The following is a 14,797-nucleotide window of genomic DNA, read 5'->3' as shown; positions in this document are numbered from 1 at the left end:
CGTATATCACTCACATTAAGAGTAAGTCGCGGTTATTTATATTAAAATGCCGTCTACTCATACTGTGCTAGCGGCAGCAACTGGTTTTTATTGCTCATACGTGTGGAGTAACGCTATGATTCAGGTTGAGTCAATGCTGGAAGTTGCAGACAATAGCGGTGCAAGAAGAGTTCAGTGCATTAAAGTACTGGGTGGTTCTCATCGTCGTTATGCATCAGTTGGCGACATTATTAAAGTAACGGTTAAAGAAGCCATTCCGCGTGGTCGTGTTAAAAAAGGCGACGTGATGAATGCAGTAGTTGTACGTACCAAAAAAGGCGTTCGTCGCCCTGATGGTTCTGTGTTACGTTTTGATGACAATGCTGCGGTATTGTTGAACCAAAACAAAGCGCCGATTGCAACTCGTATTTTTGGACCGGTAACTCGTGAACTACGTGGTGATCAGTTTATGAAAATTGTATCACTAGCACCAGAAGTATTGTGAGGTAATCCATGTCAAAATTACGTAAAGGCGATACAGTTATCGTGATTGCTGGGAAAGACAAAGGCAAGCAAGGTACTGTACAAGCTGTAAAAAATGATCGTATCAAAGTTGAAGGCGTTAACATTGTCACTAAACATCAGAAGCCAAATCAGGCAACTGGCGTTGAAGGCGGCATTCTTAAGCAAGAAGCTTTCCTACATATTTCAAATGTCGCAATATTAAATGCGCAAACCCAAAAAGCTGATCGTATTACTTATCAGTTCGGCGAAGACGGCAACAAACAACGCGTCTATCGTTCGAACGGTGAAGTAGTGGCGACTGCGTAAGACACTAAGGGTGTAATGGTAATGGCAAGATTAAAATCTTTATATAACGAAGAACTAAAGCAGCAAATCAAAGAAGAGCTTGGTTTGGCGAATGTGATGCAAGTGCCTAAAATCACTAAAATCACGCTTAACATGGGTGTTGGTGGCGCGTCTCAAGACAAGAAATTGCTTGAAGGTGCTGTAGCTGATATGACAGCGATTGCTGGTCAAAAACCTGTTGTCACCAAAGCGCGTAAATCAGTTGCTGGCTTTAAGATTCGTGAAGAATGGCCAATTGGCTGTAAAGTAACGCTACGCGGTGAGCAAATGTACGAATTTTTAGATCGTCTCGTTGCCATTGCAATTCCTCGTATTCGTGATTTCCGCGGTTTTTCACCTAAAGCCTTTGACGGACGTGGTAACTACTCATTGGGTATCAAAGAACAGATCGTGTTCCCAGAAGTAGATTTTGACAAGATTGATCGTATCCGCGGTATGGATGTGACAATCACCACGTCAGCTCAATCTGATGAAGAAGGTCGTGCGTTGCTTAAAGCATTCGGCTTCCCATTTAAATAAGGTAAAGACGTTATGGCAAAGAAGAGCATGATTAACCGCGAATTAAAGCGCGAAAAAATGGTTGCTAAATACGCTGATAAGCGTATCAAGCTAAAAGAAACTATCAGTGATATGACTGCAAGTGACGAAACTCGTATGGAAGCAATGTTAGAGCTACAAGCTCTTCCACGCAATTCATCACCAGTACGTCTGCGCAATCGTTGTGCTATCACCGGTCGTCCTCACGGTTACTTCCGCAAGTTTGGCTTATCACGCAATATGCTGCGTGAGCGTGTCATGCAAGGCGATGTGCCTGGTGTTCGTAAAGCAAGCTGGTAAGGGGTAACTATATGAGTATGCAAGATACCGTTGGGGATATGCTAACCCGTATTCGTAACGCACAAATGGCTAACAAAGTATCGGTAGCAATGCCGAGCTCTAAATTACGCAAATCAATCGCTGATTTGTTAGTTAGCGAAGGTTATGTGGCCACTGCTGTTGTTGCTGAAGAAGAAAACAACAAAGCAACCCTAACTATTGAATTAAAATACTTCGAAGGCCGTGCTGTCATCGAAACGATTCAACGTTTTAGCCGTCCTGGTTTACGCCAGTTCCGCGGTAAAGACGCTATCCCTACTGTTAAGCAAGGTATGGGTGTTGCTATCGTATCAACTAGCCAAGGCATCATGAGTGATCGTGCTGCACGCGCTGCTGGTATCGGTGGTGAAATCGTCGCATTTGTAGCGTAAGCTACACGACGATAAAGTCTACTTGACGTTGTTAGGCTTCTATTGATGTGTTAATGATAAGTTATTTAACATTGGTAGGTGTCTAACGCGGTCAACTATGCTAAACTAACACGCTTTTTAGCCTGTTAGTTTTTTCGCTAATATAAAGAAGTTAAATTTTTTAAGGAATATTCCTATGTCTCGTGTGGCTAAAGCCCCAGTGACGCTGCCAAATGGCGTAAGCGTTACTTTGAACGATCGGCAGGTCGAAGTTAAAGGCAAGAATGGCACTTTGTCTTTACGCCTGCATGCATTGGTCGAGCTGAAACAGGAAGATGATGCTATCATTTTCTCACCTACAGTCGATTCAAAAGAAGCTATGATGCACACTGGCACCATGCGCGCTCTTGTTAACAACTATGTTAAAGGCGTGAACGAAGGCTTTGAAAGACGTCTTCAGTTAATTGGTGTTGGTTATCGCGCACAAATTACTGGTAACAAAGTAACTTTGAACGTCGGTTACTCTCATCCAGTAGAATATACGTTGCCTGAAGGTGTGTCAGCTGAAACCCCAACGCAAACTGAAATTGTTTTGAAATCAAACAATAAACAGCAGCTTGGTCAAGCAGCGGCTAATATCCGTGGTTTCCGCCCACCTGAGCCTTATAAAGGTAAAGGTATTCGTTATAGTGACGAGCATGTGATTCGCAAAGAAGCCAAGAAAAAATAAGGTGAGTTGAAATGTTTGATAAAAAAGCAGCTCGTCTGCGTCGAGCTAAGAAAACCCGCGCGCATATCCGTTTCTTAGGCGTACATCGTCTAACGGTTACCCGCACGTCGAAACATATTTATGCCCAGATTATCTCTCCGAACGGTGGTGAAGTGATTGCTCAGGCATCTACCTTAGACGGCAGCTTGCGTTCAGGCGCGACTGGCAATGCTGATTCAGCAACGTCTGTGGGCCAAATGATCGCAGAACGCGCAAAAGCAGCTGGTATTACTAAAGTTGCCTTTGACCGTAGTGGTTTTAAATATCATGGTCGAGTTAAAGCTTTGGCAGAAGCTGCTCGCGAACACGGATTGGAGTTTTAATCATGGCTAGAAATGATAAAAATGATAAAAATGAACAGACTGACGGTCTAGTAGAACGCTTAGTTACCGTTGATCGCGTTGCAAAAGTTGTTAAAGGTGGTCGTATTTTCTCTTTCACTGCATTAACTGTAGTGGGTGATGGCAACGGTCGTGTTGGTTTTGGTCGTGGTAAAGCACGTGAAGTGCCAGCTGCTATCCAAAAAGCACTAGAAGCTGCTAAACGTAATATGATTACTGTTGAGCTAAATGATGCAACTTTGTATCATCCAATCAAAGCACGTCATGGTGCTAGTAAAGTCTATATGCAACCTGCATCTGAAGGTACTGGCGTAATCGCCGGTGGCGCAATGCGTGCTGTATTAGAAGTTGCTGGTGTTAAGAATGTTTTGACTAAATGTTATGGTTCTACCAATACTGCTAACGTTGTTCGCGCAACGTTTAACGGTTTACGTGATATGTCAACTCCAGAGAAGATGGCAGCTAAACGTGGTAAATCTGTAGACGAAATCTTGGGTTAACTTAGACTAGGTGAGTTACGATGAAAAAAATGAAAGTCACTCAATTTAAATCGGGTGCCCATCGCCTAAAGAGCCACAAAGCGAGCTTGAAAGGATTGGGTTTACGCCGTATTAATCATACTGTTGAAGTAGAAGATACTCCTTCAACTCGTGGTATGGTAAATCGCGTTAACTACATGGTAAAAGTGGAGGAAGCGTAATGGGTCTTAGATTAAATGAATTATCACCAGGTGTTGGCGCAAAGAAAACTGCACAACGTCGTGGTCGTGGTATCGGTTCTGGTCTTGGTAAGACTGGTGGTCGTGGTGTGAAAGGTCAGAAATCTCGTTCAGGTTCGAGCGTACGCTCAGGATTTGAAGGTGGTCAGATGCCTTTATATCGTCGTCTTCCAAAATTCGGTTTTACCAGTAAAATGGCTATGAAGACTGCTGAAGTACGTCTTTCTGAACTGAATAAAATTGAAGGTGATGTGGTTAGCGTTGAAACACTTAAAGCTGCTAACCTTATCCGTCATGATATGAAGCGTGCCCGTGTTATGCTATCAGGCGAAGTTACTAAAGCTTATACCTTTAAAGGTATCAAAGTAACTAAAGGCGCTAAGCTAGCAATCGAAGCTGCTGGTGGTAGCATCGAGGAGTAGTAACGTGTCAAAGCAATCAATGTCATCGTCTGGTATTCCGCTTAACCCATTTGCCTTCATACGCAAGTATGATGAATTATGGACGCGTTTATTATTCTTAATCGGCGCATTGATTGTTTATCGTTTAGGATCACATATTCCAGTGCCGGGTATCAATCCGGTTAACTTGGCTGATCTGTTTTCGCGCAACGAAAACACCATTTTGAGCATGTTTAACATGTTCTCAGGTGGTGCGCTAGAACGTATGTCTATTATGGCACTTGGCATCATGCCGTATATTTCAGCATCAATTATTGTACAGATGATGTCTGCAGTATTGCCATCGCTTGAAGCTCTCAAAAAAGAGGGTGAAGCGGGACGGCGTAAGCTAAACAAGTACACCCGTCAAGGGACGCTTGCATTAGCACTAGTACAGTCATTAGGAATGTGTGCTGGCCTAATCAGCCAAAATCTTACCTTATCTTCTGGTCTTACCTTTTATATTCCAGCAGTTACTTCTTTAGTAGCGGGCGCTATGTTCTTAATGTGGCTTGGTGAGCAGATTACAGAGCGCGGCGTAGGTAATGGTATTTCAATGCTCATTTTTGCGAGTATTGTGGCTGGTACGCCAGGTATGATTTCGCAGTCAATTGAACAGGTCAATCAAGGTCAAATGAATTTGATTGTACTGTTTATTTTTGTGTTACTAGGTATCGCGGTAACTGCTGGTATTGTTTATATTGAACGTGCTCAGCGCCGTGTTCCCGTGAACTACGCACAAAAGCAACAACAAGGTCGCAAGATATATGCTCAACAGCAATCACATTTGCCGTTGAAGCTAAACATGGCAGGGGTTATCCCAGCTATTTTTGCCAGTTCTTTATTGTTGTTTCCAGCGAGTTTAGGGCAATGGGTCGGTCAATCAACTGATCCTACTTTCACACAAAAAATATTACAGAATATGGCATTGGTGTTGTCTCCAGGACAGCCGCTATATTTGGTACTGTTTGGCGCAATGATTATTTTCTTTTGTTATTTTTACACGGCATTGGTATTTAGCCCACGTGAAGTAGCAGAAAACCTTAAACGTAGTGGTGCGTATATCCCAGGTATTCGCCCCGGACAACAAACTCAGCGTTACCTCGATCATGTGTTAAACCGACTGACCTTTATTGGCGCGATGTATATGACGGTTATTTGTTTAATGCCGATGGTCGTCCAGTCATCGTTTGGTGTGCCGTTTCAACTCGGTGGTACGTCTTTACTGATTATGGTGGTTGTGGTAATGGATTTCATTTCGCAGATTCAGGCGCATTTGATGACCCATCAATATCATGATCAGACGTTAATTCAATCGCCCACTCAACCTTAAATGAGCGGTACGATATTTCAAGGAGCATGCTATGAAAGTTCAAGCATCAGTTAAAAAGATTTGTGGTAGCTGTAAAGTTGTGCGCCGTAAAGGCCGTGTACATATCATTTGTACAGCTGAACCTCGCCACAAGCAACGTCAAGGTTAATAGTTAAGATGAGAAAGTCCCTGACTTTCTCTATTAATTAAATTAATGCTTGAAAAATAACGGCGGATGCGATATCATCCGCCACTTGCCGTGTTTATACGAAATCTTTTATAATAAAGTCAGTGAATAAGCTTGTAACCAAGTCGAAGCAATGACGATAGCTATGAAAGCTCTAGTATTTACAGCAACAAATCTGAAAAATAATGCCTTATCGATAGATAAAGCCCATTTTTCTTTAATGGAGAGAAATCAATGGCTCGTATTGCCGGCGTAAACATTCCGGATAATAAGCATGCTGTTATTTCACTAACTTACATCTTTGGTGTAGGTCGTACCACTGCTCAGAAAATCTTAGAAGCAGTTGGCATTGCCCCTACTACTAAAGTCAGTCAGTTAGATGATACACAGTTAGATGCTATCCGTGCACAAGTTGCAGAATACATGACTGAAGGTGATCTTCGTCGTGAAGTGTCAATGAATATCAAGCGTTTAGTTGATCTTGGTTGCTACCGTGGTATCCGCCATCGTCGTAACTTGCCAGTTAGAGGCCAGAATACTAAGAACAACGCTCGTACTCGTAAGGGTCCGACACGCCCTCTCAAAAGATAATTAACTTAGGAAGCTAAAAGATGGCAAAAGACACTCGCAGTCGCAAAAAGGTGACTCGTCGTTCAGTATCGGAGGGCATTGCCCATATCCATGCGTCTTTTAATAACACCATTGTTACGATTACCGATCGTCAAGGTAATGCATTGGCTTGGGCCACTTCAGGTGGACAAGGCTTCCGTGGTTCACGTAAATCTACACCATTTGCAGCTCAGGTTGCAGCTGAAGTCGCTGGTAAAGCGGCCCAAGAATATGGTGTTAAGAATATCGATGTTTTGGTCAAAGGACCAGGACCGGGTCGTGAGTCTGCGGTAAGAGCACTAGGTGCATTGGGTTATAAAGTTAACAGCATCTCTGATGTAACCCCAATCCCACACAATGGTTGCCGTGCGCCGAAAAAGCGCCGCGTCTAATATTAAAGACGAAGCTTTTTATATCAAAAGCTTATAGGAGACATAACAATGGCCCGCTATATTGGACCAAAATTAAAATTATCACGTCGTGAAGGCACGGACTTAGGTCTTAAGTCTGGCGTTAAACCATACGACGTTAAAACTAAGAAAGCTGGTCGTCCACCTGGTCAACATGGCGTAAGCCGTAATAAGACCTCAGAATACGCTCTACAGCTGCGTGAAAAGCAGAAAGTTAAGCGTATCTATGGTGTACTAGAGCGTCAGTTTGCTAACTACTATAAAGAAGCTGCTCGTAAGCGCGGTGCTACTGGTGAGAACCTACTAGCCATGCTTGAGAGTCGTCTAGACAACGTTGTTTATCGCATGGGCTTTGGCTCAACTCGCGCAGAAGCACGTCAGCTAGTCAGTCATCGCACTGTTATGGTAAAAAAAGCTGGCCGTGATGAGTTTGTTCGTGTGAACATTCCATCAATTCAGCTTCAAGATGGTGATGTCATCGCTATCCAAGAGAAGTCTCGCGAACAGCTACGTATTAAAAACGCTATTGAACTAGCGACACAACGTGGCATTCCAGAATGGCTTGATGTTGATCACAGCAAACTACAGGGTACTTTTAAACAAGCACCTGATCGTATTGATCTACCTGCTGAAATCAACGAAAGCTTGATCGTTGAGCTATACTCTAAGTAATGACGTAACTGCTCAATGTCATGTAAGTGGCATTGAGCAATCAACGTTAATTAAACCAGTTTAATAAATCGAGGTGACATCATGATGCTAAATGCAACTGAGTTTCTAACGCCGAATGCCATTAACGTGGATACGGTTAATGAAACGATTGCGAAAGTCACGCTCGAACCGTTAGAACGCGGCTTTGGGCATACTTTAGGTAATGCCCTGCGTCGTATCTTGTTATCTTCATTACCTGGTGCTGCAGTCATTGAAGCTGAGATTGATGGTGTTGACCATGAATACTCTACGCTTGAAGGACTACAAGAAGATGTACTTGACTTGCTTTTGAATCTAAAAGGCTTGGCAATTACCCTTCATGACCAAAATGAAGTATTTTTGACCTTGGACAAACAAGGTCCAGGCACTATTACTGCTGCAGATATCTCGTTACCACACAATGTCGACATCATCAATCCAGAATTGGTCTTGGGTACATTGAGTGACCGTGGTCATCTTAAGATGCGTTTGCGCGTAGTAATGGGTCGTGGATATGAGCCAGCAAATCAGCGCCGTGAAGATGGTGATACTAAAGCGATTGGACGCTTAAAACTTGACGCAAGTTTTAGTCCAGTACTTCGTGTTGCTTATCAGGTTGAGAACGCTCGTGTAGAGCAGCGTACTGATCTTGATCGTCTTATCATTGAGCTTGAAACTAATGGCACTATAGATCCAGAAGAAGCAATTCGTAAAGCAGCCACTATTTTACAACAACAGATTTCTATCTTTGTTGACCTAGAAGCTGAAGAAGCGCCTGAGCCTGTGAAAGAAAAAGAAGAGGTTGATCCGGTGCTATTACGCCCTGTGGACGATCTTGAACTAACGGTTCGCTCAGCCAACTGCTTGAAAGCTGAAAACATTTACTATATCGGTGATTTGGTACAGCGTTCAGAGACTGAACTTCTAAAAACCCCAAATCTTGGTAAGAAATCATTGACGGAAATCAAGGACGTGTTAGCGTCTAAAGATTTAGAGCTCGGTATGCGCCTAGATAACTGGCCACCAGCTGACCTTCGTGTTGATGATCGCTTTTCTTATCGTAGCCGTTAAACTTTAAGGATTTTTGACTATGCGCCATCGTAAGAGTGGAGTCAAGCTGGGTCGTACCGGCAGTCATCGTAAGGCAATGTTTCAGAACATGACTAACTCATTATTTGAGCATGAACTGATTAAAACAACTTTACCAAAAGCTAAAGAACTACGTCGCGTTGCCGAGCCATTGATCACTATGGCTAAAGAAGACAGCGTTGCTAATCGTCGTTTAGCATTCAGCCGTATGCGTAGCAAAGCTATGGTAGGCAAATTATTTGGCACGTTAGGTCCTCGTTACCAGACGCGTCCAGGTGGTTATTTGCGTATCGTAAAATGCGGTTACCGTGATGGTGACAATGCGCCAATGGCTTATGTAGAATTGGTTGATCGCGACTAATTTTGCACTAAAGACATATTTTATAAAAAAGGCTCCAATTCAATTGGAGCTTTTTTTTATGTCTCAAATTTGGTTAATCGTATTATTCGTTTATTAGAGAAGTAGGGCATCGACGTTAGCAGCACCTTGTCTGATAACCTCAGGTTTGCCACTGGTCATGTCTACGATAGTGGTAAGTTTGGTGGTTTTTATGCCCGCATTTATAAGGCCATCTATTTGATTACCTAGCAATTCTTCAATTTCAAAGGGATCGTCGAGAATATCGTCACGGTTGGGTAGTATCAATGAGCTGGTCAAAATAGGTTCATCCATTGCTTCTAATAATGCTTGGGCAATCGGATTGCTAGGGACGCGAATACCAATGGTTTTTTTCTTAGCATGTGCCAATTTCTTCGGCACGTCCTTTGTCGCCGTCAAAATAAAGGTGATTGGCGCGGGTGTATGAGCCTTGAGCTGCTTAAATTGGACGTTATCTACTGCAGCATAATTGGCAATTTCGCTTAAGTCGCGACAGAGTAAGGTGAATTGATGTTTGTCATCGAGTTCGCGAATTTGTTTGAGCTTTGCTAAGGCATCTTTTGCACCAAGGCGGCAACCAAACGCATAACTAGTGTCTGTTGGATAAATAATTAATTGGTCTTTGCGCAATAAATCAGCAGCCTGCTCGATGAGACGTGGCTGTGGGTTTTCTGGATGAACATAGAATACTTGCATAACAGTTCCTTATTTTATAATTATTGATTTTTAAATTAGTACAAATGCTTCATGGTTTAAATAAAAAGCGTTTATTAGATAGCTATATCAGCCAATACGTATAATATTAACCAATATGACCTATCTAATGACACGGTCCCAGTCATCAGTATAGCTCAAAGCATCACTATGTTTAGTGGCAAGGGGTTACTAAGCGTAGAAAATCGTTAACAAAAAAAGCGCTATCATCATCAATAGAGCCATTATGGCTATCAGTCATTAATCAATCGCACAAAGACTGAGTAAAGCATGCAATAAAGTCTTGGCATCGCGTGGCAGAGCCTGTGGCTCAACTATATAGCTTTCTACTTGCTGATAGACATCCTCAGCAAAAGTGCTGTCACTGGTATCAAAATCTGCAAATAAGTTGTCTTGTGAGACTTGAAACTGCCGCCCGCAAGCCAAAGTAAACAAACACTCTAATGCCTGAGGCTTAATCTCTACGTGTTCAAACGCTTGCTGCTGAGCTGCTGTGCGACCATCAGGTGCATACCAATAGCCAAAGTCGGGTAGGCGTCTACGAGCGTCACCAGCTACGCACCAGTGACTCAGCTCATGCAATGCACTTGCAAAAAATCCATGGGCAAATTCAATTCTCGCAGCATGAGTATCTTGTGCGGGAAAATACTCTGGTTCACCATCACTGTGAACCAATACGACATGTTGATCGATAAATAAATCATTGAATAAGTCTATTAGCCAATCAGTCGCAGCTTGTTCACTATCCATGACTAAACTTGCTTCTATTTGCAGAGGCTCATCTTGCAGAAGCTCATCAGCATGGGTCGCATGAATTTTTTGCCACTGACGCTGCCATTTATCTGAGTATCGATTTTTTTTGGAATATAAAGCATCGACCGAAGATGTTTCTACGGTACTGTTCAGCTGTTCTATTCTTTGTAGCAATACTTGAGCTTTGGAGAAGGGCAGTAAGTCATAAAAATCGACTTGGTTGTTAGACACATTCATAGATAAAAAACAGACTCGATAAATGCTAAAGACAGAAAATCTCTAGAAAAAATGGGAAGATGAAAAGAGCATAAGTAAATGCACCATCAAAAAATATTAACATACTAGCGCTAGCACAATAGAGTGCTTTCCGTTAGTATGGCAGGCAATATTATACACCGTTTTTGATCAATGAGGCCGCGTATGTCAAGCACCCAAGATAACAAGCCGTCAGCGCTTCATGCTAGTAAAATACAAGTGCCTGCGTCAAACAGCATGCCTGATAACATCTCTTTAAATAAGTGGGAAGATACGGGCTTTGAATGGGCAGGTGAAGCAGCACCCAGCTCTTTTGAGCGTCTCGCGACTGTTTTAGCTGGCGAACACGAACAATCGAATATCGTGCTAAATACCAACTTATATCGCCGTAACAATGTACTGCATCTGGCTTTTACATTGACTGGCGAAGTCTGGTTGACGTGTCAACGCTGCCTACAACCAATTGCTGTTGATTTGAGTGATGAGTATGATATTGCGCTTCTTGATGATGAAAGCCAAATGCGCCTAGTTAATGAAGAGCAGGATTATTTATTGTTAGAGGAGATTGTTACTGAGCAATCACCAGAGCGACTATTGCCATTTAAAAAACTGGTAGAAGACGAGATATTGCTGAAGACACCGATGGCACCCAAGCATGAGGATTGTGAGATGTCGGTTGAGCAGTTTGGTGAGATACCAGAAGAGGAAGAAACTGAAAATCCTTTTTCGGCTTTAGCGTCCCTCAAAGGCAAATTATAAGCGTCAAAATGATTTATAGAATGCATTTATTGAGCCTTTTATCTGCTTTGTGCCGAAGAGTGCTAGGCAGGGCTTTATTAATCCAATAAACATGCGTATAATGTCCGGTTTATTGCATTCTAGCAACTTGTTGCTTGCTGATAGAAACTGACTAAGCAGATTTTTTATAAATCTTAGACATAGTCAGTGGTTTATGTGAGTGGCAATCTATTTAACTAATGATGCTTAAGACTTAGGTTGTTGTGATTATATAGCCTCTGTCAGTATCGACTAAAGCTGAATTTTAAGCTTATCCCTTTTAAGTATAGGAGCTATATCATGGCTGTTCAAAAAAGTCGTAAAAGTCGTTCTCGTCGTGACATGCGCCGTTCACATCACCGCATGGAAATCGCTGAGATAAGCGTTGATGCTACTACTGGTGAAAAACATCGTCGTCATCACATGACTAAAGATGGTTTTTACCGTGGTCGTCAGTTGTTTAAAGTTAGTCAAGACGCCTAAGATATTGTTTATGTAATGGCTTTAGCAGACTAATGAGAGTACTAGTGACTGTTGTTCGTTTGCTGAGCTGATACAGAGCAATACACTTTGAGCTAAAAAAAGCCAAGTTATTTCGCTATCATATATTATGTAGCCGGATGACTTGGCTTTTTGTTATTTACTTAACGGCTAATTGTCAGATGGATTTGTCTTTTTAGTTTTTGATAGAGCAAAGTTTGTGCTGATATAATCTGTTAATACTATTAAAATAGCGTCCTTTGATTTTGATACGCTATGATAATAGTGTGCGTCAGTGTATAGTTTATCGACACGCTGTTCGTTTGACTGAGATAGCGGCGTTGTCTCACATCCAATAATATAATATACCCCATCATTTTTAGGGATATCTTCAATCAGATAAGGAATATTGGTTATGGCTTCTGTACCCGATACGGTAAAAAAGCAACCTGCTCGTATTGCGGTTGTTTTTCCTGGACAAGGCTCTCAAGCTGTCGCTATGACAAGTGAGCTTGCTGAGATTTATCCAGAGATACGCGATACTTTTACCGAAGCGAGTGAGGCGCTTGGCGAGGACTTGTGGGCAATCTGTCAAGATGAAGAAAAACTTGGTCAAACTCATTATACCCAGCCAGCATTACTCACGGCTAGTATTGCGATTTGGCGCGTCTTGCAACAAAAAATGACCGACACGCCTTGCTATCTAGCAGGTCATTCGCTCGGCGAATACAGTGCCTTGTGTGCTGCCAATGTGATATCACTTGGCGATGCAGTAACCTTAGTTCATAAACGCGGTCAGTTGATGCAAGAAGCCGTTGTCGGTATCGATACGGCCATGGCTGCTGTGTTAGGACTTGAAGACAATCGAGTCGAAAACTTGTGCGAACAAGCAACAGAGCATGTTGAAGGAGCGGTTGTTGGTGCAGCCAACTTTAATAGTCCAGGGCAGGTCGTCATCTCAGGTAATGCTGATGGTGTTAATGCTGTGATTGATAAAGTAAAAAATACTGGCAAAAAATCTGTTCCACTTAAGGTAAGTGTGCCGTCACATTGTGCGTTGATGGAGCCTGCAAGTGCTGCGTTGGCTGAAATATTGGCTGGGATTAAGTTTGATCAAGCGGCTATTCCAGTGATTCAAAACCGACATGCTCGTGTTGAGACAAGCGCGGTAGGTATAAAGCAAGCCTTGACAGAGCAGCTGAGCGAGCCTGTGTTATGGTCAAAAACCATGCAAGAATTGGCTGATAAACAAATTAATATATTAATCGAATGTGGCAGTGGAAACGTGCTCAGCAATTTGGCTAAGCGTCAAGCACAACCAATCACCAGCTATCCTACTGACAAGCCTGCCCGTCTAGAAAAATTATTTGAGGTGTTATCATGAGTCGTACGATTACATTAGTGACAGGCGCAAGCCGCGGCATTGGCAAAGCAGTTGCCAAACGTTTTGCGAAAGAAGGGCATTTTGTCATTGGCACAGCCACCACCGAAAAGGGCGCTGAGCTGATTGATGATTATCTTCATGACACAGGTGGCATTGGTCGTGTGTTAGACGTACGTGATACCGCTCAGATTGACAAGTTGTTTGAAGAGATTGAGAGTGTCTATGGTGCTGTGCAAGTATTGGTCAATAATGCAGGCATCACTCAAGACGGATTACTCATGCGTATGAAAGATGAGGATTGGGAAAACGTCATCGATACCAACTTGACCTCAGTTTATCGTATGAGCAAACGCGCGGTACGTGGCATGATGAAAGCCCGCCGTGGTCGCATCATCAATATAACCTCTGTCGTCGCTCAAATGGGTAATGCAGGTCAGTCTAACTACGCTGCTACTAAAGCGGGAGTAGAAGGCTTTAGCCGTACGCTTGCGCGCGAAATTGGATCACGTCAAGTGACTATCAACTGTGTGGCACCTGGTCTGATTGAGACGGATATGACAGATGAGCTGGATGAGCGCTTGTTGAATTCTATGCTAGACGCTGTGCCTATCAGCCGTTTAGGTCAACCAGAAGACATCGCCGCAGCTGTACATTTCTTAGCCAGCGATGAAGCCAGTTACATCACCGGTGCAGTGCTTGCTGTCAATGGCGGCATGTATATGTAGTCGATATGCGAGTGTTACACAGTTATAATAAAAAACTGTGTGAACGAGTGTAAACTATAATAAAGGGTGCTATAATAACGGATACTTTTGTGTCAGAGCCCTGTATGATAGCAGGGCTTTATTAGGCATTAGACAGACTGTATAACATGTCATAGGGTAATCAGACAGCAGTATCGGTCTGGCAAATACATTTTATATACTATGCTATAGAGCTGAAATACGGCGCTATAACAGTTTATTAAAAATAATAGATGATAAAGGAGTAATCTACATGAGTAATGATATCGAGCTAAGAGTAAAAGCAGCTGTGGCTGAGCAACTAGGTATGAATGTTGAAGAGATCAATACTGATGCTTCATTCATGGAAGATCTAGGTGCAGATTCATTGGATTTGGTTGAGCTAGTTATGTCTTTTGAGAGTGACTTTGGCATTACTATTCCTGATGAAGATTCTGCAGAGCTAACAACTGTTCAAAAAGCGATCGATTACGTACAAGCACAGCTATAATTTGTTTGTAATGTAACGACGATTACTAAGCCGCTTAACTTATGGTTAAGCGGTTTTTTTATGGCTGGATTTTGGGAACTGTATATTTTAATTTACCAGATGTATTAGGGCCTGTCTTCAATTCATTTTACAATGAACGATAGTACACGCCAGATAGAGCATTGACTTAAAATTACGAGCCA

The 14,797-nt window shown here is 42.5% G+C and carries 24 protein-coding genes; 22 read left to right on the top strand and 2 right to left on the bottom strand.

The window, feature by feature from the left end; genetic code table 11:
• Positions 1-115: 115 nt before the first annotated feature.
• From rplN to rplQ, 17 genes are all read left to right on the top strand, one after another.
• Entirely contained in the window at positions 116-484 is a 369-nt protein-coding gene (rplN, locus tag IP485_RS10955) for a 50S ribosomal protein L14 (RefSeq protein WP_010196702.1), read from the top strand.
• A gap of 8 nt (positions 485-492) precedes the next feature.
• Positions 493-810, top strand: coding sequence for a 50S ribosomal protein L24 (gene rplX / locus IP485_RS10950; protein ID WP_194365164.1), 318 nt, complete (start codon positions 493-495; stop codon positions 808-810).
• Positions 811-831: 21 nt separating this feature from the next.
• The gene (gene rplE, locus IP485_RS10945) at positions 832-1,368 is read left to right on the top strand and encodes a 50S ribosomal protein L5 (protein ID WP_011279797.1); all 537 of its coding nucleotides are present in this window, start codon (positions 832-834) and stop codon (positions 1,366-1,368) included.
• A 12-nt stretch (positions 1,369-1,380) separates the two neighbouring features.
• Complete coding sequence (gene rpsN / locus IP485_RS10940; protein ID WP_021813378.1) at positions 1,381-1,686, top strand: 30S ribosomal protein S14; 306 nt, start codon at positions 1,381-1,383, stop codon at positions 1,684-1,686.
• Positions 1,687-1,697: 11 nt separating this feature from the next.
• The gene (rpsH, locus tag IP485_RS10935) at positions 1,698-2,096 is read left to right on the top strand and encodes a 30S ribosomal protein S8 (RefSeq protein ID WP_194365165.1); all 399 of its coding nucleotides are present in this window, start codon (positions 1,698-1,700) and stop codon (positions 2,094-2,096) included.
• A 175-nt stretch (positions 2,097-2,271) separates the two neighbouring features.
• The gene (rplF, locus tag IP485_RS10930) at positions 2,272-2,805 is read left to right on the top strand and encodes a 50S ribosomal protein L6 (protein ID WP_194365166.1); all 534 of its coding nucleotides are present in this window, start codon (positions 2,272-2,274) and stop codon (positions 2,803-2,805) included.
• A gap of 11 nt (positions 2,806-2,816) precedes the next feature.
• Complete coding sequence (gene rplR / locus IP485_RS10925; protein WP_197177624.1) at positions 2,817-3,167, top strand: 50S ribosomal protein L18; 351 nt, start codon at positions 2,817-2,819, stop codon at positions 3,165-3,167.
• Between the two features lie 2 nt (positions 3,168-3,169).
• Complete coding sequence (rpsE, locus tag IP485_RS10920) at positions 3,170-3,685, top strand: 30S ribosomal protein S5 (RefSeq protein WP_194365168.1); 516 nt, start codon at positions 3,170-3,172, stop codon at positions 3,683-3,685.
• A gap of 20 nt (positions 3,686-3,705) precedes the next feature.
• A complete protein-coding gene (gene rpmD, locus IP485_RS10915) occupies positions 3,706-3,885 on the top strand; it encodes a 50S ribosomal protein L30 (RefSeq protein ID WP_010196714.1) in 180 nt (59 codons plus the stop codon).
• Positions 3,885-4,325: a 50S ribosomal protein L15 gene (gene rplO / locus IP485_RS10910; protein WP_194365169.1), complete on the top strand. Its 441-nt coding sequence runs from the start codon at positions 3,885-3,887 to the stop codon at positions 4,323-4,325. The genes rpmD and rplO overlap by 1 nt, the downstream gene beginning before the upstream one ends.
• A 19-nt stretch (positions 4,326-4,344) precedes the next feature.
• Complete coding sequence (secY, locus tag IP485_RS10905; RefSeq protein WP_194365212.1) at positions 4,345-5,676, top strand: preprotein translocase subunit SecY; 1,332 nt, start codon at positions 4,345-4,347, stop codon at positions 5,674-5,676.
• Between the two features lie 31 nt (positions 5,677-5,707).
• Positions 5,708-5,824 (top strand): 50S ribosomal protein L36, encoded by a 117-nt coding sequence (rpmJ, locus tag IP485_RS10900; protein WP_010196721.1) that lies wholly within the window; start codon positions 5,708-5,710, stop codon positions 5,822-5,824.
• Between the two features lie 252 nt (positions 5,825-6,076).
• On the top strand, positions 6,077-6,433 hold the full coding sequence (rpsM, locus tag IP485_RS10895; protein ID WP_149490921.1) for a 30S ribosomal protein S13: 357 nt from the start codon (positions 6,077-6,079) through the stop codon (positions 6,431-6,433).
• 20 nt (positions 6,434-6,453) lie between these two features.
• Positions 6,454-6,843, top strand: coding sequence for a 30S ribosomal protein S11 (gene rpsK / locus IP485_RS10890; RefSeq protein ID WP_045454458.1), 390 nt, complete (start codon positions 6,454-6,456; stop codon positions 6,841-6,843).
• Positions 6,844-6,891: 48 nt separating this feature from the next.
• A complete protein-coding gene (rpsD, locus tag IP485_RS10885) occupies positions 6,892-7,533 on the top strand; it encodes a 30S ribosomal protein S4 (RefSeq protein ID WP_010196731.1) in 642 nt (213 codons plus the stop codon).
• Positions 7,534-7,614: 81 nt separating this feature from the next.
• Positions 7,615-8,622: a DNA-directed RNA polymerase subunit alpha gene (locus IP485_RS10880; RefSeq protein ID WP_194365170.1), complete on the top strand. Its 1,008-nt coding sequence runs from the start codon at positions 7,615-7,617 to the stop codon at positions 8,620-8,622.
• 19 nt (positions 8,623-8,641) lie between these two features.
• The gene (rplQ, locus tag IP485_RS10875; RefSeq protein ID WP_021813387.1) at positions 8,642-9,001 is read left to right on the top strand and encodes a 50S ribosomal protein L17; all 360 of its coding nucleotides are present in this window, start codon (positions 8,642-8,644) and stop codon (positions 8,999-9,001) included.
• Positions 9,002-9,094: 93 nt separating this feature from the next.
• Here rplQ and IP485_RS10870 read toward each other — a convergent pair whose 3' ends face one another.
• A complete protein-coding gene (locus IP485_RS10870; RefSeq protein WP_198327246.1) occupies positions 9,095-9,715 on the bottom strand; it encodes an L-threonylcarbamoyladenylate synthase in 621 nt (206 codons plus the stop codon).
• A 258-nt stretch (positions 9,716-9,973) separates the two neighbouring features.
• Positions 9,974-10,723 carry an elongation factor P hydroxylase gene (locus IP485_RS10865; RefSeq protein ID WP_198327245.1) on the bottom strand — a complete coding sequence of 250 codons (750 nt, stop codon included), beginning with the start codon at positions 10,721-10,723 and terminating at the stop codon, positions 9,974-9,976.
• A 183-nt stretch (positions 10,724-10,906) separates the two neighbouring features.
• Between IP485_RS10865 and IP485_RS10860 the strand changes: the two genes are divergently transcribed.
• The 5 genes from IP485_RS10860 to acpP all read left to right on the top strand — a co-directional run bounded on the left by IP485_RS10860 (position 10,907) and on the right by acpP (position 14,615).
• Positions 10,907-11,500, top strand: coding sequence for a YceD family protein (locus IP485_RS10860; RefSeq protein ID WP_198327244.1), 594 nt, complete (start codon positions 10,907-10,909; stop codon positions 11,498-11,500).
• Between the two features lie 318 nt (positions 11,501-11,818).
• Entirely contained in the window at positions 11,819-12,001 is a 183-nt protein-coding gene (rpmF, locus tag IP485_RS10855; protein WP_011512869.1) for a 50S ribosomal protein L32, read from the top strand.
• 412 nt (positions 12,002-12,413) lie between these two features.
• Positions 12,414-13,382, top strand: a complete 969-nt coding sequence (fabD, locus tag IP485_RS10850) for an ACP S-malonyltransferase (protein WP_198327243.1) — start codon at positions 12,414-12,416, stop codon at positions 13,380-13,382.
• On the top strand, positions 13,379-14,107 hold the full coding sequence (fabG, locus tag IP485_RS10845) for a 3-oxoacyl-ACP reductase FabG (RefSeq protein WP_194365174.1): 729 nt from the start codon (positions 13,379-13,381) through the stop codon (positions 14,105-14,107). Before fabD ends, fabG begins: the two co-directional genes overlap by 4 nt.
• Before the next feature lie 271 nt (positions 14,108-14,378).
• Entirely contained in the window at positions 14,379-14,615 is a 237-nt protein-coding gene (acpP, locus tag IP485_RS10840) for an acyl carrier protein (protein ID WP_194365175.1), read from the top strand.
• The last annotated feature ends 182 nt before the right edge of the window (positions 14,616-14,797 follow it).

Source organism: Psychrobacter sp. NG27 (assembly GCF_016106655.1).
Lineage (GTDB): Bacteria > Pseudomonadota > Gammaproteobacteria > Pseudomonadales > Moraxellaceae > Psychrobacter.
This window is presented reverse-complemented; position numbering and strand designations above follow the sequence as displayed.

Excerpts from the sequence above, each read along its gene's own strand:
- rplN (WP_010196702.1), top strand. The coding sequence starts at position 116 with ATGATTCAGGTTGAGTCAATGCTGGAAGTTGCAGACAATAGCGGTGCA.
- rplX (WP_194365164.1), top strand. The coding sequence starts at position 493 with ATGTCAAAATTACGTAAAGGCGATACAGTTATCGTGATTGCTGGGAAA.
- rplE (WP_011279797.1), top strand. The coding sequence starts at position 832 with ATGGCAAGATTAAAATCTTTATATAACGAAGAACTAAAGCAGCAAATC.
- rpsN (WP_021813378.1), top strand. The coding sequence starts at position 1,381 with ATGGCAAAGAAGAGCATGATTAACCGCGAATTAAAGCGCGAAAAAATG.
- rpsH (WP_194365165.1), top strand. The coding sequence starts at position 1,698 with ATGAGTATGCAAGATACCGTTGGGGATATGCTAACCCGTATTCGTAAC.
- rplF (WP_194365166.1), top strand. The coding sequence starts at position 2,272 with ATGTCTCGTGTGGCTAAAGCCCCAGTGACGCTGCCAAATGGCGTAAGC.
- rplR (WP_197177624.1), top strand. The coding sequence starts at position 2,817 with ATGTTTGATAAAAAAGCAGCTCGTCTGCGTCGAGCTAAGAAAACCCGC.
- rpsE (WP_194365168.1), top strand. The coding sequence starts at position 3,170 with ATGGCTAGAAATGATAAAAATGATAAAAATGAACAGACTGACGGTCTA.
- rpmD (WP_010196714.1), top strand. The coding sequence starts at position 3,706 with ATGAAAAAAATGAAAGTCACTCAATTTAAATCGGGTGCCCATCGCCTA.
- rplO (WP_194365169.1), top strand. The coding sequence starts at position 3,885 with ATGGGTCTTAGATTAAATGAATTATCACCAGGTGTTGGCGCAAAGAAA.
- secY (WP_194365212.1), top strand. The coding sequence starts at position 4,345 with ATGTCATCGTCTGGTATTCCGCTTAACCCATTTGCCTTCATACGCAAG.
- rpmJ (WP_010196721.1), top strand. The coding sequence starts at position 5,708 with ATGAAAGTTCAAGCATCAGTTAAAAAGATTTGTGGTAGCTGTAAAGTT.
- rpsM (WP_149490921.1), top strand. The coding sequence starts at position 6,077 with ATGGCTCGTATTGCCGGCGTAAACATTCCGGATAATAAGCATGCTGTT.
- rpsK (WP_045454458.1), top strand. The coding sequence starts at position 6,454 with ATGGCAAAAGACACTCGCAGTCGCAAAAAGGTGACTCGTCGTTCAGTA.
- rpsD (WP_010196731.1), top strand. The coding sequence starts at position 6,892 with ATGGCCCGCTATATTGGACCAAAATTAAAATTATCACGTCGTGAAGGC.
- IP485_RS10880 (WP_194365170.1), top strand. The coding sequence starts at position 7,615 with ATGATGCTAAATGCAACTGAGTTTCTAACGCCGAATGCCATTAACGTG.
- rplQ (WP_021813387.1), top strand. The coding sequence starts at position 8,642 with ATGCGCCATCGTAAGAGTGGAGTCAAGCTGGGTCGTACCGGCAGTCAT.
- IP485_RS10870 (WP_198327246.1), bottom strand. The coding sequence starts at position 9,715 with ATGCAAGTATTCTATGTTCATCCAGAAAACCCACAGCCACGTCTCATC.
- IP485_RS10865 (WP_198327245.1), bottom strand. The coding sequence starts at position 10,723 with ATGAATGTGTCTAACAACCAAGTCGATTTTTATGACTTACTGCCCTTC.
- IP485_RS10860 (WP_198327244.1), top strand. The coding sequence starts at position 10,907 with ATGTCAAGCACCCAAGATAACAAGCCGTCAGCGCTTCATGCTAGTAAA.
- rpmF (WP_011512869.1), top strand. The coding sequence starts at position 11,819 with ATGGCTGTTCAAAAAAGTCGTAAAAGTCGTTCTCGTCGTGACATGCGC.
- fabD (WP_198327243.1), top strand. The coding sequence starts at position 12,414 with ATGGCTTCTGTACCCGATACGGTAAAAAAGCAACCTGCTCGTATTGCG.
- fabG (WP_194365174.1), top strand. The coding sequence starts at position 13,379 with ATGAGTCGTACGATTACATTAGTGACAGGCGCAAGCCGCGGCATTGGC.
- acpP (WP_194365175.1), top strand. The coding sequence starts at position 14,379 with ATGAGTAATGATATCGAGCTAAGAGTAAAAGCAGCTGTGGCTGAGCAA.